The sequence below is a fragment of the Pantoea stewartii subsp. stewartii genome, assembly GCF_008801695.1.
GTDB classification, from domain to species: Bacteria; Pseudomonadota; Gammaproteobacteria; order Enterobacterales; family Enterobacteriaceae; genus Pantoea; species Pantoea stewartii.
In genome coordinates this window covers 1-12,410 of the sequence record NZ_VZPF01000106.1, presented here as the reverse complement: position 1 = coordinate 12,410, position 12,410 = coordinate 1, and the positions used below count along the sequence as shown (strand labels likewise).

Here is a 12,410-nt window from a genome sequence, read left to right as displayed (position 1 = left end):
CCGGAAAAACTGGCTGTTCGCTGGTTCAGACAGCGGCGGTGAGCGGGCTGCGGTGCTGTACTCCCTTATCGGCACCTGCCGGCTTAACGGCGTTGAACCCGAGGCGTGGCTGCGTTACGTCCTCGGTTATATCCAGGACTGGTCGGTGAACCGGGTCCGCGATCTGCTGCCATGGAAGGTAGACCTTACCTCTGCCTGAACGTCAATACGGTCTAGATGCGACGCTTACGAATAAACTCTATTTGATTATTAAGAACAGAGTAAAGGTTATCGTTCGCCCAAATGGACTGAATTTTTCCATGGATAACCTGAAGAATGCGCTCTCATACCATATTCAGGGACATGACATCGTCTTCCGCAATGCCTCGCCCTTTTACGCCAATATTCGATCTTTTGCGTTGGTCAAAGGAAATAACCGTGTTCCCTGGCATGAAGCCGTGACGCTGGCACCGTTTAGTGAGCAGCGTATTACGTTAAAAGGCCAGTCATCCCTTCAGGGATATACGCTTAACGCCGTTCTTATTAATGATTTTGGTGCCGACGAAAGAATAAACGTGAACGAAAAGTAGCAGAAATGAATATAGTCTCATTATTCTTATTGTTCGCTTTGAGTCTGCTTTTCCTCCGGGGCGGTCAGGCGGCTGAAGGTCAGGATGACTATCTGTTTGATCCTGCTTTAGTGCGCGAAATGCTGCCTGGACAGATTGCGATGCCTGACAATGTGCAGGACGCCTGGTTCCAGCCCGGCCGCTATGATGTCAATCTTTATCTCAACGGTAAATTTCAACAGTCCACGTCGGTTGATATCGTTCGTGCGGGCAGAGCGCTTTCGGTATGCCTGCCGTTGTCCTTTTATCAGGCCTTCGGCGTCAAAGCCCACTATCTCACTGCGCTCAAGGCGAAAGACTGTGCCAGGCCCGATGCGCTTTTGACGGGCGCGTCAGTTAACGTGAATACGGGCAGCCTGCGTGTAGACGTTACCGTCCCACAGGCGATGCGGGTTCAGCGGCCCGTCGGCTATATCGCGCCCGAAAACCTGACGGCGGGCACGACCATGGGGTTCGTGAATTACAATCTGAACCAGTTCTATTCCGATTATAAAAATGCGCAGCGTTTCGAATCCACGTATCTGGGTATTAACAGTGGCATCAATGTCGGCATGTGGCGTTTTCGTCAACAGGGAAACTTTACGCATGACGAGGTCGGCAATCGCTGGCAAAGCGCCAAGGCCTGGGTACAACGTGCGCTGCCGTCATTACGAAGTGAGGCGGGCATAGGCGAGCTTTTCAGTAACGGCGATCTGTTTACGGCGGTCAGTTTCAACGGGGTCAGTCTGGACTCTGATGACCGTATGCTGCCGGATTCTGTTCGGGGTTATGCACCGCTGGTGCGCGGCGTGGCAAACAGCAATGCCCGCGTGACGGTCTGGCAGGGCAAGCAACGGATATATCAGACAACCGTGCCGCCAGGGCCGTTTACGATCAATGACCTGAGCCCGGTGAGCTATGGCGGCGATCTCAGCGTGGAGGTTCAGGAGTCTGACGGCAGCCTGCATCGTTTTAGTGTGCCGTATGCGGTCTTACCGCAGTCGCTGCGTCCAGGCCGGACAGACTACAACTTTGCCGCCGGTAAAGTCAGGGATTACAGCAAAGCCAACACCTTTACTGAGTTAACCGTCAGGCACGGCCTGAGCAATGCCATTACGCTGAACGGTGGCGTCAGGCTGGGTGAACGCTATCATGCCGTGCTGGCTGGCGGCGTCTGGGCTTCAGACATAGGGGCCGTGGGATTTAACAGCGCGTATTCCAGCGCGGTTCTGAACGGCGGTGAGTCGACCCAGGGATGGCGTTACGCACTGAGTTACAGCCGGACCTTTCAGCCCACGAATACCACTCTGACGTTTGCGGGCTACCAGTATTCCACCCAGGGTTACCGCGATCTCAACGACGTGATTGCACTGAATAATGCGGAAACGCCGGGCCGCAACAGTATTACCAGCGAATATATGCAGCGTACCCGCCTGCAGATGACCCTGAATCAGACGCTGGGGCAGTGGGGCAACATCTATCTCTCCGGCTCGAAGCAAAATTACTATGACGGTCGCTCACGGACGACACAGTTTCAGGTCGGTTATGGCACGGTGCTGCCCAAAAACATCGCACTGAATATTTCCCTGTCCCGCCAGTATTCGCGCAGAGCCTATGCCACCGATCCGCGCAGAGCTGTCATGGCTCAGTACGCAGACGAGACGTTTTATAAAGATACCCAGTTACAGGTCAGTGTCTCTGTGCCGCTGGGCACGGACGCCACTTCACCTTACCTGGCTCTGGGGGGATCCCGTGGAAGCCAGAACGGCAGTAATTACACAGCGTCGCTCAGCGGGCTGAGTGGTGAGAGCGGCACCAGCTACAGCCTGAATGTGAATCGCGATCAGCAGCAGCGTGACACGACAGTAAGCGGCAGCCTGGGCAAAACCTTTTCTGAGGCCAGCGTGACCGGTACTGCCTCGACCTCTTCACGGTTTAATCAGATGTCCGTTAACGCCATGGGGGCGGCGGTGATCCACAGCGGTGGTGTGACGTTAGGCCATTATCTGGGCGATACCTTCGCCCTCGTCGAGGCGAAAGGGGCCAGGGGCGCACGGATCCTGAACAGCCAGGGCAGTGAAATCGATCGCTTTGGCTATGCGCTGGTCCCTTCGCTCAACCCGTATCACTACAACACCATTACGCTGGGTGCCAGCGGCAGCGACGGTCATGTGGAAATTCAGGACAGCGAAAAAAGTGTCGCGCCTTATGCCGGTGCGATGGTGAAGGTGTCGTTCAGAACCTTACGCGGTTATCCCCTGATGCTGAAAACCCGCACGAATCGCGATGCTATGGTGCCTGTGGGCGCGGATCTGCTGGATGAGACGGGCAAGCGCGTGGGCACGTTTGGCCAGGGCGGCAATGCCTGGTTACGTGTGGCGAAAACCCAGGGCCGACTGAAAGCCGTCTGGGGTGACGATGCGCAATCGTCCTGTGTGATGGATTACCACATTCCTCAACCTGAACCTGACTCGGTGATGACCTACGCGGATGCCGTCTGTCGTTTTTAGATTCTAAGGTGTTAATGATGAAACGCGTTTTAGCGGTAATGACATTCTTTTTTTTGACCGCATGGCTCCCGGCTTACGCGACCTGCACCCGGGTAAACCCGGTCGATCAGGGCTGTGATGCCTGCGGTGCGCCACTTAACTTCGGCAATATCGCATTAATGAATCTGCGTTATCAGCCGGCCGGCACGGTGCTGGCCCGCTCGGTGTTTCGGGTCGTACCGGCTGTCAATAACAGCAATCCCGACCGTGTGTTGTACCAGTGTGATCTTGCCGATAAAGATCAGCTGTATGAGGTCTTCGCCACCAATGGCGACAGTAACGTTGGCGGCGCCTGGGACATGGGGGACAGTTATTTCCAGACCTACTTTCCCTATACCGCGTTAAAACTGGTTCACGTGCGCAGTGGCAGGCCCTTTACCCGTATCTGGCAAAAAGTACCGCTCACCCAGTATGAAATACAGGGAAATAAAATCCTGATCCGGGGACGCGACTTCAGCCCCATCAGCGCGGAGCTCATTCGTACCGACAGAAACAACCGCACGCCGGGTTACGCGTCGTGGGGCTGCCTCTGGGCGGCGGCCGATAATTACACTGGCTCCTACAGTTGCAACCAGCCCAATGGCTATGTGGTGTTTATGGGGCCGGGGATGAATGTGCCCGAAGCGGGTCAGGACAGCTGGAACCATTTTGAAACCTGGGGAACCGGACGTTACATGGCCTTTGGGATGAATACCGCGCCGGTCGCCACTCTGACGCAAAATATGACCCAGGGCTGCCGGATGGAGAATTATACCGCAAACGTCCTTTTCCCCGGCATCAGCATCAATGCGCTCAATGAGGGCCAGGCGGTGACGGCGCCGCTCAGCATTACGCTGGCCTGTGCGAACGGAACCGAAAACCTCTCTGGCGTTCAGTCGGGTCAGCTGTCTCTGGGGTTTCAACCGAGCTACGCCGCGTGGCTGCAGGCGCAGCAGTTGGGACTGACGACGGGAGACGGTCTTTCGCGCTACCTGGTGTCCGATCATTACGACAGTTTACCGTCGCTGGCGAAAGGCGTGGGCATTCAACTGGAAACGTCAGGTGGCCAGCCCGTCTCCTTTTTAAGCTGGAGCAGCTTCAGCGGGAGTGCGGGCTGGCGACCGGTGCTGGAGGACGCGCAGGTGATCAGCGGCAGTCAGCAGAATGACGAGAAACTGTATCAGCGTACTTTCAACGCCCGTCTAGCAAAGCTCCCGGGTAAAACGGTGACGGCGGGCCATGTTGATGCAACCGCATCTATCCTCATTCGGCTGCAATAAGATGAAAACGTTTCTTTGGTTATGGATGTGTATCGTGATTAACGCTCAGGCCGCGGTAATTCCGCAGCAAAGCCGACTGATCTTCCATCCCGGCGAGGTGCAAACCCCGTTACTGCTGGTTAACAGCGGCGACGCACCCGTGCTGATCCAGACCTGGGTCGACAGCGGCGCACCGGAAAAATCGCCGGGCAGTAAAGCCTTTCCTTTTGTCGCGCTTCCCGGCGTTTTTACGCTGAACAAAGATGAAAAAAAACAGATTACCGTTTTACGCACTGAGCTGGCCGCAACGCTGCCACAGGATCGGGAATCCCTTTACTGGCTCAATCTGTACGAAATCAGCGCCGTAAAAAAAGGAACGATACAGCCGGGCAGCGATAAGATCAGCATGGCGCTGAATACCCAACTTAAAGTGATCAACAGACCGTTTAAGAAGGCGATACCGTTTACGGCACGGGTGAACGCCGTCACCTTTCAGGTCAGGAAAATGCAGGGGCAGGTTTTCATTCGTGCCACCAACCGTAGTGGCTACTTTTTCACGCCGGGCAAAATGACCGTGCGGGCAGGCGGAAAAGGCTACACCGTTTATCTGGACGGGGATAAAACGCTCGCGCCTTTTTCCAGCAAAGAGTATCCCCTGATGGGAAACGCGTCGCCTTCCGCGGCGAGCCAGATCCTTGTTGATTACACGGCGCTGGACGATGAGGGGAACCCGCAGGCTTTTACCGCGCCTGTGGCTCCCTCCGAGGAAGCCCCGTGAAACGGGGCGAGCGGATGCCGCACGGACCGGCATCCGCAGGTGATCAGTAAACCATGACCACTTTGCCGCGCATATGGCCTTCCAGTACACGCTGGTGGGCCGCTTCCAGGGTTTCCACACTTAACCCGTGCAGGGTTTCACTCAGGGTGGTTTGCAGCTTTCCGTCATCTAACAGGCGGGCAACGCTATTCAGAATCTCACCCTGTTGCGCCATATCCGGAGTGGTGAACATGCTGCGAGTGTACATAAACTCAAAGTGCAGCGAGGCGCTCTTGAGCTTCAGTTGATCCATTGACAGCGGATGTTCGTTCTCGACGATGGTGCAGATATGACCCTGGGGCGCGATGAGCTGGCTCATGGTTTCCCAGTGGCCGTCAGTGTCGTTAAGGCAGAAAATGTAGTCGACCTGCTTAATGCCGTGCTTTTCCAGCTCAGCGGGCATGTCTTTATAGTTGATCACCAGGTCGGCCCCGCGATCGCGGCACCACTGGGCAGAGTCTTCCCGTGACGCGGTGGCAATCACTTTCGCCTTGCTGCGCATTTTCGCCAGCGGAATCGCCAGAGAGCCTACACCGCCTGCGCCGCCAACGATCAACAGCGTTTGATCGTCACGCGCGGCTGCCATATCCAGTCGCTCGAACAAACCTTCCCAGGCGGTAAGCGCCGTTAAAGGAATCGCCGCAGAGGCCGCCCAGTCGAGCGTTTTCGGCTTATGGCCAGTGATACGGGAATCGACTAACTGTTCGGTGCTGTTACTGCCCGGGCGGGTAATATCGCCTGCATAGTACACTTCATCCCCGGGCTTGAAGCCCGTGACTTTGCTGCCGGTTTCCAGCACCACGCCGCTGGCATCCCAGCCCAGGATACGCGGCACCTGCAAACCATTTTTGATCGCGCCTTTATGCACCTTGGTATCAACCGGGTTGACCGAGGCGGCTTTTACCTGGACACGCAGGTCATACTCGCCGGGTACAGGCGTTTCCGGGAAAATTTCGGTGAAGTTTTTTGGGTTTTCGGGATCAACAGCAATCGCGCGGACAGACATAATTTATTCTCCTGTAGTGTTTCTTCAAGTGTAGAACCCCACCGCCAGGCTGATAAGATGGACAATAGTTATTAGAGTGTTCGTCTGAGGTGAACAATGGCGTTTCGTGAGTGGCAGGATATGGCGCTGTTTGCGCTGGTGGCGGAGTGCGGCAGCTTTACCGCTGCGGCAGAGCGGGCAGGTTTGCCCAAATCCAGCGTCATTCAACGTATCAGCCAGCTTGAGCAGCGGCTGGGCATCCGGCTGTTAAACCGAACGACGCGCCAGCTTAACCTGACCTTTGCCGGGGAGCGTTATCTGTTGCACTGTCAGGAGATGATGCAGGCCAGCGAACGTGCCGAACAGGCGATTGCCAACCTGCGGGAAAATCCCAGCGGTCGCCTGCGCATCACCAGCCCGGCAGGCATTGGGGCAACCTTACTGGCGCGCTGTAACGCCGCGTTTTTACGGCGTTATCCTGATGTCACGCTGGACATTTCCGTTTCAGACGAGATTCGCGACCTGGTACAGGATGGCTTTGATCTTGCCTTACGCACCGGCCAGCCACAGGAATCGTCTCTGATTGGGCGGCGTGTCGGCTACTGCGAGCGATTGCTGGTGGCCTCGCAGACTTATCTCGATCAGCATCCGCCGGTTACTCATCCGCAGCAGTTGGCTGAACATCGCTGTATCGCGCACCGCGCCTGGAACGAGTGGGTGCTTAAACGCGACAGTCAGTATCATCGCTGGCTGCTGCCGCCCGCGCATCTGACCGACAATTTGCTCTATGCCCGCGAATCGGCGCTGGGGCATGCCGGCATTACGCTACTGCCGCGTTTCTTAACGGACGGGGAGATGCGCGATGCGCGCCTGGTGCAGGTGTTACCCTAATGGACGGTTGAGGGAAACGAGCTGTGGCTGGTCTATCCCAGTCGTAAACTGAATTCGCCCGCGCTGATGAGGTTTATTGAATTTGCGTTGCAGTCGCCGGTGTTTCGCGACTTTTACCGCTGAGGAAAAGAAAAGGGCGGCATTGCTGCCGCCCCTGAATCATTTGGCAATACGCTTGTACTTGATGCGCTTCGGCTCCAGCGCATCCGCGCCCAGCGTGCGTTTCTTGTACTCTTCGTATTCGGTAAAGTTACCTTCGAAGAACTCGATCTTCCCTTCATCCTGGTAGTCCAGAATGTGCGTCGCGATGCGGTCAAGGAACCAACGGTCATGCGAGATCACCATGGCACAGCCAGGGAATTCAAGCAGGGCGTTTTCCAGCGCGCGCAGGGTTTCAATGTCCAGGTCGTTGGTCGGTTCATCGAGCAGCAGCATGTTGCCGCCAACCTGCAGCAGTTTTGCCAGATGCAGGCGGCCCCGCTCACCACCGGATAACTCACCGACGCGTTTGCCCTGATCGACGCCTTTAAAGTTAAAGCGCCCGACATAGGCGCGGCTTGGCATTTCCGTGTTGCCGATACGCATGATGTCCTGGCCGCCGGAGACTTCTTCCCACACGGTTTTGGCGTTATCCATGCTGTCACGGAACTGATCGACAGAGGCCAGCTTCACGGTTTCACCCAGCACGATCTCACCGGAATCCGGTTGTTCCTGACCGGACATCATGCGGAACAGCGTGGATTTACCGGCCCCGTTCGGACCGATGATGCCGACGATGGCACCTTTCGGTACCGAGAACGACAGATCGTCAATCAGCACGCGGTCACCGTAGGATTTACGCAGGTGGCTGACTTCCAGCACCTTATCACCCAGCCGGGCACCCGGCGGAATAAACAGTTCGTTGGTTTCGTTACGTTTCTGGTAGTCGGTATTGTTCAGCTCTTCAAAGCGTGCCAGACGGGCTTTGCCTTTAGACTGCTGGCCTTTTGGCCCTTTACGTACCCACTCCAGCTCTTTCTCGATAGATTTACGACGGGCCGCTTCAGTCGAAGCTTCCTGTGCCAGACGGGCATCTTTCTGCTCCAGCCATGAAGAGTAGTTACCTTCCCACGGAATCCCCTCACCACGGTCGAGTTCCAGGATCCAGCCGGCAACGTTATCCAGGAAGTAACGGTCGTGGGTAATCGCGACCACGGTGCCTTCGAAGTCATGCAGGAAGCGCTCCAGCCAGGCGACCGATTCGGCGTCCAGGTGGTTCGTCGGTTCGTCCAGCAGCAGCATGTCTGGCTTTTCCAGCAGCAGGCGGCACAGCGCAACACGGCGGCGTTCACCACCGGACAGGTTCGCGATTTTGGCGTCCCAGTCTGGCAGGCGCAGCGCATCGGCTGCACGTTCCAGCTGTGTGTTCAGGTTATGGCCGTCGTGTGCCTGAATGATCTCTTCCAGACGTCCCTGCTCAGCTGCCAGCTTGTCAAAATCCGCATCTTCTTCGGCGTAAAGCGCATAAACCTCATCAAGGCGTTTCAGCGCGCCAACCACTTCCGACAGCGCTTCTTCAACGGATTCACGCACGGTGTGCTCAAGGTTGAGCTGCGGTTCCTGCGGCAGGTAACCAATTTTGATACCGGGCTGTGGACGGGCTTCCCCTTCGATGTCTTTATCGATGCCTGCCATGATGCGCAGCAGCGTCGATTTACCGGCACCGTTCAGGCCGAGTACGCCAATTTTCGCACCGGGGAAGAAGCTGAGGGAGATGTTTTTCAGAATATGACGCTTTGGCGGTACCACTTTGCCAACGCGATGCATGCTATAGACGAATTGAGCCACGTTGTATTGAGCCTCTGGGTCTGTTTGTCGTTTGGATGATGTCGAAGTTTAGCCTTTTTCGCCGCCTAATCACAGCCGAGGGGACGGGATTATTCGATGGCGGCCGCGGGTTCATAATAACTGTTTGATTTATGTCCGTTGTCAGACCGACCCGGCACGGGGCTACGCGCATCAGAACGCCGGTGGACAGGCTGAAGTCAGGGCAGGCGCACGGGAATAGACTGTTGCGCTAACCACTGACTCAGCGTGGCATCTGGCGCGCTGTCGCTGACCAGCAGGTCGAAGCGTGAAAGCGCGCCAATGCGGGCCGGTAACACTTTCCCGTATTTGCTGCTGTCCGCCACCAGAACTCGCTGGCGGGCGCGCCGCATCGCGTGGTGCTTCATGGGCAGTTCATTGAGGTTATAGCAGGTCGCACCCTGATCGTGGCTGACGCCTGCCGCAGAAATAAAGGCCAAGTCAGGGCACAGGTCATCCAGAATGCACTGTCCGCCCACCGGCGTGAATAAGGCGTTATCCGCATGGAATTCACCGCCGCTCAGGATGACATGGCAGGCGGGCTTTTCTTTTAATGCCAGAAAAGTATTCATGGCACAGCAGATGGCGGTGAAGGGCAGGGCATCCGGAATGGCATCTACCACATAGGGCAAGGTCGTCCCGCAGTCGAAAAAGACGGTATCGTTCTCCCCGATCAGACCTGCCGCCGCCTGCGCCAGCTGCTGTTTGCGGGTGGCGTTTTGCCCGTGCTGATCGGAGACAAAATAGTGACCGGGCTGGCTTCTGGGATCGCTGACGATATAGCCACCGAGCAGGACGACGCTGGATGTCGGTTCGCTCAGATCCCGACGAATCGTCATCTCTGAGACGTCCAGCAACCGGGCGGCATCCTTCAGGTGAAGTTTATCGGTGCGCTTCAGTGCCAAAGCGAGTTTGCGCAGACGTTCGTCGCGGCGGGTTTCCATTGTCATCTCTGAACCTGTATTCCTTGAGGAGGACGTTATGCGTCTGAGCCTGTCACCGTATTATCGTACAGGAGGGAGAGTCTTAAACCGCAGCGTTTTTACCCGGGCCAGGACAAATTACAACAGAGTTAAGGCGTTGGAGGCTTCCTGAACATGATTTTTATCTTAACCCGCCTTGCTGTCATCCCGCAAACTTTGGCAGAGCGGCTGCCTGGGCGTTCATGATGTTGAGCCTGACCCGTATCATCTGACCTTTCCTGCACCTTTACTTTGCCAAAGCTGAACGGCTCAGATAGTTTTTTTGTGACAAGTATCACATTTTTGTTCATTAGCCTCATTTATGAGATGTATTACCATTCCATTAGCTGAATGATAATGATTATTATTAATAACCATATTATCGTTATAAGATGCTAACTAAAGCCTTATAAACCACACTAAATGTAATTTTTAACCTTTTAGCGGTCATAAGTTCTTAACCTTATTGATCACATGGGATAGCGGTCCTGCTGAAGGGTTAGTCAATCTGAACTGACTCGTGCGGTCTGGCACGATCTGCTGCCCTTTTACCGGGGTGGCCAGGCGACTTACGTCTTAAACGAAGGAACAGGATATGGTGTTACGTAAGCAAACTCTGTCGGTCCCGCGCCGACATCTGTCTGAAGATATTCCTGCGGCTCAGGACGTCATCTTTAACGAGGCGCAGATTACGGCGTGGCAGCAGCAAACGCACGCGGCGCTGGCGCTGATCAGCAGCACGGTGCAGCGCGTGGAGAAGCCGTTCAGCGGAATCCTGCCCCATGAGCTGGCCCCGGCGTTCAGCGCCGTCGACCTTGATCAGCCTCTGGGCAGCAACGAAGCCGCGCTGGAAGAGCTGCGGTCACTTTACCTGCGCGATGCCGTCTGGTTCCACCACCCCAAATATGTCGCCCATCTTAACTGCCCGGTTGTGCTGCCCTCGCTGCTGGCAGAGCAGATCATGGCGGCGGTTAACAGCTCCGTCGATACCTGGGATCAAAGCGCGGGCGGCACGCTGATTGAGCAGAAGGTCATTGACTGGACGCTGGGCCGTATCGGCCTGCCTGCGAGCGCAGACGGCATCTTTACCAGTGGCGGTACGCAGTCCAACCTGATGGCGATGCTGCTGGCGCGGGACAGCTGGTGCGCCACGCACCATCCGGGTCACTTGATCAAGCATAAGGGGTTGCCGGCGGAGGCCGCGAAATGGCGCGTGCTGAGCTCCCGACTGAGTCATTTCAGTATTCAGAAGTCGATGGCGATTCTTGGCCTGGGCTACGATGCGGTGATTTCCGTGGATTACGACGAACACTACCGCATGGACAGCGTACAGCTTGAGCGCGAAATTGAGCACTGCCATGCGCAGGGCCTGATTCCCATCGCCGTCGTGGCCACCAGTGGCACCACCGATTTTGGCAGTATCGATCCGCTGAACGCTATCGCGGATCTGTGTCAGCAGTACGGCATCTGGATGCACGTCGATGCGGCTTACGGCTGTGGCCTGCTGGTATCTGAAACGCAGCGGCAGCGCCTCAGTGGTATCGAAAAAGCGGACTCGGTGACGGTGGATTACCACAAGTCATTCTTCCAGACCGTCAGCTGCGGGGCGTTTTTCGTGCGCGATAAACAGCACCTCAGCCATGTGACGCACCATGCCGATTACCTCAATCCGCTCAGCGCCCAGCAGGAAGGGACGCCAAACCTGGTCAACAAAAGTATTCAGACGACGCGCCGGTTTGACGCGCTGAAAATGTGGCTGACGTTGCGCATCATGGGCCCGGCGGCGCTGGGGGAAGCATTCGATACCATCCTGACGTTGACCGAGGCAACCCATCAGTTGCTGAAAGCCCATCCGTCCATTGAGGTGCTGCATGCGCCTGAACTGACCACACAAATCTTCCGTTTCGTACCCCGGCCTGACATGCGGGCCGCACAGCTGGATGCCATCAATGCCGGTATCCGCAAGGCGCTGTTCCGCTCGGGTAACGCGGTGATCGCCGGTACGAAAGTCGATGGTCACCAGTACCTCAAATTTACCCTGCTGAATCCCACCACTACGGTGGCCGACATGGAAGACGTCATTGCCCTGATTGTCCATTACGGCCGGGAGCAGGCACGTGACCTGACTTTGCAAGCCGCTAACCAGTGAGAACGGTACGATGAACGACAACATTTATGACTTTATCGGAATTGGCATCGGTCCTTTCAATCTCAGCCTGGCCTGTCTGAGTGAACCTGTTGAAGGGCTGAATGGCCTCTTTCTGGATCAGAATCCGGGCTTTGACTGGCATACCGGCATGATGCTGGAAAGTGCGCATCTGCAAACGCCGTTTATGGCCGATTTGGTGACGCTGGCCGATCCCACTAAATAACTGATCCTAATACCGCTACACTTTAGCCAGCCCATGTTTTCCCCCGGGGAATGGGCTGACGGTATTCATAAAGTGATGGACCTTTTTCAACAGTTGCCACATTGAACTGCACTGGTGATTTCGGGTTATTGTCTCATGAAGCGCCTGCCACAACCGTTCGACAT

Annotated in this window: 9 protein-coding genes and 3 pseudogenes; 8 read left to right on the top strand and 4 right to left on the bottom strand. The window is 56.0% G+C overall.

Annotated elements, in window-relative coordinates; all coding sequences use genetic code 11:
- The 5 genes from F7Q90_RS22635 to F7Q90_RS22615 form a co-directional block, all read left to right on the top strand.
- Window positions 1-199: transposase domain-containing protein (locus F7Q90_RS22635; protein WP_151161081.1), on the top strand; the 199-nt coding region annotated here is incomplete at its 5' end.
- Between the two features lie 100 nt (window positions 200-299).
- Entirely contained in the window at window positions 300-569 is a 270-nt protein-coding gene (locus tag F7Q90_RS22630) for a fimbrial biogenesis chaperone (protein ID WP_080577326.1), read from the top strand.
- Window positions 570-574: 5 nt separating this feature from the next.
- Window positions 575-3,097 carry a fimbria/pilus outer membrane usher protein gene (locus F7Q90_RS22625; RefSeq protein ID WP_006118288.1) on the top strand — a complete coding sequence of 841 codons (2,523 nt, stop codon included), beginning with the start codon at window positions 575-577 and terminating at the stop codon, window positions 3,095-3,097.
- A gap of 14 nt (window positions 3,098-3,111) precedes the next feature.
- The gene (locus F7Q90_RS22620) at window positions 3,112-4,395 is read left to right on the top strand and encodes a fimbrial protein (protein ID WP_006118289.1); all 1,284 of its coding nucleotides are present in this window, start codon (window positions 3,112-3,114) and stop codon (window positions 4,393-4,395) included.
- A 1-nt stretch (window position 4,396) separates the two neighbouring features.
- Window positions 4,397-5,152, top strand: a complete 756-nt coding sequence (locus F7Q90_RS22615) for a fimbrial biogenesis chaperone (RefSeq protein ID WP_006118290.1) — start codon at window positions 4,397-4,399, stop codon at window positions 5,150-5,152.
- 43 nt (window positions 5,153-5,195) lie between these two features.
- Here the strand turns inward: F7Q90_RS22615 and F7Q90_RS22610 are convergent, their stop codons facing one another.
- Window positions 5,196-6,197: a zinc-binding alcohol dehydrogenase family protein gene (locus F7Q90_RS22610; protein WP_006118291.1), complete on the bottom strand. Its 1,002-nt coding sequence runs from the start codon at window positions 6,195-6,197 to the stop codon at window positions 5,196-5,198.
- Window positions 6,198-6,293: 96 nt separating this feature from the next.
- On the opposite strand from F7Q90_RS22610, the pseudogene F7Q90_RS22605 reads away from it, so the two are divergent.
- A pseudogene (locus F7Q90_RS22605) lies at window positions 6,294-7,190 on the top strand (LysR family transcriptional regulator).
- A gap of 36 nt (window positions 7,191-7,226) precedes the next feature.
- Here F7Q90_RS22605 and ettA read toward each other — a convergent pair.
- Window positions 7,227-8,894, bottom strand: a complete 1,668-nt coding sequence (ettA, locus tag F7Q90_RS22600) for an energy-dependent translational throttle protein EttA (protein WP_006118292.1) — start codon at window positions 8,892-8,894, stop codon at window positions 7,227-7,229.
- A 197-nt stretch (window positions 8,895-9,091) separates the two neighbouring features.
- Complete coding sequence (deoR, locus tag F7Q90_RS22595) at window positions 9,092-9,856, bottom strand: DNA-binding transcriptional repressor DeoR (protein WP_006118293.1); 765 nt, start codon at window positions 9,854-9,856, stop codon at window positions 9,092-9,094.
- A gap of 613 nt (window positions 9,857-10,469) precedes the next feature.
- Between deoR and F7Q90_RS22590 the strand changes: the two genes are divergently transcribed.
- On the top strand, window positions 10,470-12,023 hold the full coding sequence (locus tag F7Q90_RS22590) for a pyridoxal phosphate-dependent decarboxylase family protein (RefSeq protein WP_006118294.1): 1,554 nt from the start codon (window positions 10,470-10,472) through the stop codon (window positions 12,021-12,023).
- 10 nt (window positions 12,024-12,033) lie between these two features.
- Window positions 12,034-12,240, top strand: a pseudogene (locus F7Q90_RS22585) (SidA/IucD/PvdA family monooxygenase); the annotation flags it as partial.
- A 21-nt stretch (window positions 12,241-12,261) separates the two neighbouring features.
- Here the strand turns inward: F7Q90_RS22585 and F7Q90_RS22580 are convergent.
- Window positions 12,262-12,410, bottom strand: a pseudogene (locus F7Q90_RS22580) (IS630 family transposase); the annotation flags it as partial.